Source organism: Escherichia sp. 93.0816, from assembly GCF_013368855.2.
GTDB lineage: Bacteria > Pseudomonadota > Gammaproteobacteria > Enterobacterales > Enterobacteriaceae > Escherichia > Escherichia ruysiae.
This window is the reverse complement of the sequence record NZ_JABWNC020000055.1, coordinates 1-2,525: the sequence shown is the minus strand read 5'-3', so window position 1 is coordinate 2,525 and position 2,525 is coordinate 1. Positions and strand designations below refer to the sequence as shown.

The 2,525-nt window shown below is 41.5% G+C and carries 1 protein-coding gene and 1 pseudogene; both read left to right on the top strand.

The window, feature by feature from the left end:
- Window positions 1-311, top strand: a pseudogene (locus HEM79_RS22110) (type VI secretion system tip protein VgrG); the annotation flags it as partial.
- Window positions 312-354: 43 nt separating this feature from the next.
- Window positions 355-2,525, top strand: a 2,171-nt coding sequence (locus HEM79_RS22105; RefSeq protein WP_183082718.1) for a hypothetical protein, incomplete at its 3' end; no start/stop codon positions are given.

Sequence of the window (2,525 nt, the reverse complement as noted above, 5' to 3'; positions counted from 1 at the left end):
TGGACGGGTCGTTCATTCAGTTGCAGGGTAAAAATATTATTCTGGGCTGTGAAGGTAATATTCTGTGGAAATGTGTTAATGCTCAGAAAATGGGAGCGACCAGCTATACATCCTCCGTACCTGATTTTCCTGGAGGGTATAGTGAGTTTTTTGTAGCGCACGATAATAAAACTGGCCAGCCCATGCCAGACACACGATATCGGATCACAACTGGCAAGGGTATTATTTATTCAGGCGTGACAGATTCTGAGGGAAAAACCGCTGAAATCTTTACAGCATTGCCGGAAAAAATAAAAGTTGAACTCGGATAGTTGGCCTGAATATAACAAATAATAAGTAAAAGGAGTTACCTTCATGGGTAATACAACAGATACCGTTCATGGTAGTGGTAACACAGGAATACAGGCTAATGGGATTAAAGCCAGTTATGCTTCTGGCATCCGTTTATATTTTCATGCGGACAGTGAAACCTTTCTGGCTGTAGATGGTGATGCGCTGGAGCAGGAAAGTAATGAACTCAATAAGTTGTTAGGTAATCAGCTTGATACACAAATGCGTATTGATGACTTGACGTTGCAATGTATCAAATTGAACTGGACGCAGGTAGGGGAACAAAAGCTACTGCAAACTCAGATACAACAGGAAGCTCAGCGTCTCGATGAACTGAATAAAAAATTGAAAGTTAAATTGACGACACTTTCTCCAATAGAGAGCCTTCCAAAGGCCACATTCCTTGATAGCAGCAGCAAAAGTGCTGTAGGTCTGCTGGAATTAATTGAAGTTCGCGGGGGGGGGAAAGGCGTCCGATATATTTATGCTCGTTCAGATCAGATTGACAGCAAATGGCGACGTTATCCACTTGAAGGTGATGATAAAAAATCTGGCGATAAGAGTTTCGTTGTATCAGAGTCGTATACCGATAGTGAAGGGAAGATAAGAGTACGGGAAAAGATTGATTACGATAAGCTTAAATCTCAGATAAGTAAAATAAAGCCAAAAATGTTGAAGGCTGAGCAGGAATTAGTAAAGAAGCATACGGGGGTTCTTGGTGTGTGGGCCAGAGAGATGAATGACAGCCTTAAACATTCTCCTTACCAGGGAGATAAATTTGGCTTTGATTCCCAATCACAATTCATGCGCTGGACTTATGGCGCGGGCCTGACAGAGGAATTAAATCCGTTTGAAGTAGATTTTCGTAATCAAGGTAAAAAAATAAAAAGAGAGGCAGTCACTAGTGGAAAAGCAAGTGCCTACGCAGGTCTGGTTCTTGCTGAGTCTAAGAGTAAATTTACGATTTCACTCCCTGATATACATGGTATTACCTTGACTTATCCTCTGAAGTCTGAAATGGGCGGCGGAATGGGAAATCTGGGGGTTTTACGTTTTGACTTTGAACTGACTCTTGCTGGTAGTGTTGGTGCAAGCCTGGGCGTTGAGTTAGGCGTATCGGTAAAAAGTAATTGGGCGAAGGGAATACCTGGTTCTTCAGGTGATAGTACTCCTCCAGGGCAACGTAGTATTGATATCAGTCAGACTGTGAAAGATCCGGAGATAAAAGGAGAGCTCACAATATTTTCTGGTGCTCAGGCTTCAGTAAATCTGGCCGGTTATATTTACTGGTTAAATCCCGACAATAAAGAGTCAAAATATACGCAACTAGCCAAAGTTGCCTTAGACGTCTCAGCCCAACTAGGAGTTGGATGGTGCGGTTCTGTTAGGTTTAGTTATGAAGACGGGAAAGTTCGAATATTGGCCAGAGGAGGCATATGTTGGGGCGTTGGGGGAAAAGGGAGTGTCGCATTTGATATAGATGGTAAAGCGATAATTACCGAATTCCTTCCATGCCTAACTTACATGCTTCGCAATGCTGATTACATTAAGTTATCGGAAAATGTAATCAGGGAAGGTGATTATTATGCATTTTGTGCACTTCCATTATTAGTCATGATGTATGGAATTGATAATTTTTCCAGGCAGGCATGGAGTCAAAAAGAAACCTTAACAAACTTACTTCGAGATAGCTGGGAATTAAAAGAGCAGCGAGTGAAATTGATGCAAGAAATTATTGATTCTGACGGTGACTGTTTAAAATACTCTGCTCCAGAGAGTAAAGGTGCTGCGATAGCTTCATTAATTGAACATGGTTTTTGGGATGATGTTGCAAGCCCGGCATCAAATGCACAGACTCATTGTGAAAGCCTGGTTATGTTCAGCGCAAGAAAAAGGGCTGTTTTATTGTGTTTGCGTTGGGTGCAGTCCAGACGCGAATATGAAAATGTTATGCAGCATATGTCCAAACACTTTCTTTCAGGTGTGTCATGGCAGATAAACCAACAGAAAGTTGCGGACTTTCTTTCTTTGGGTGAGGAGGAAAGGGATTACAACTATGGAAGCAGCGTACCAAATGCATCTGAAATAAAAATATTACCCAGTCATTATGCTAAAAACCTAATGGATATCAGGAACAGCTTGCCTGATACTCAAGAGATAAAAGGTAACGAAATGCAGAAGTTAAATGAAGTATC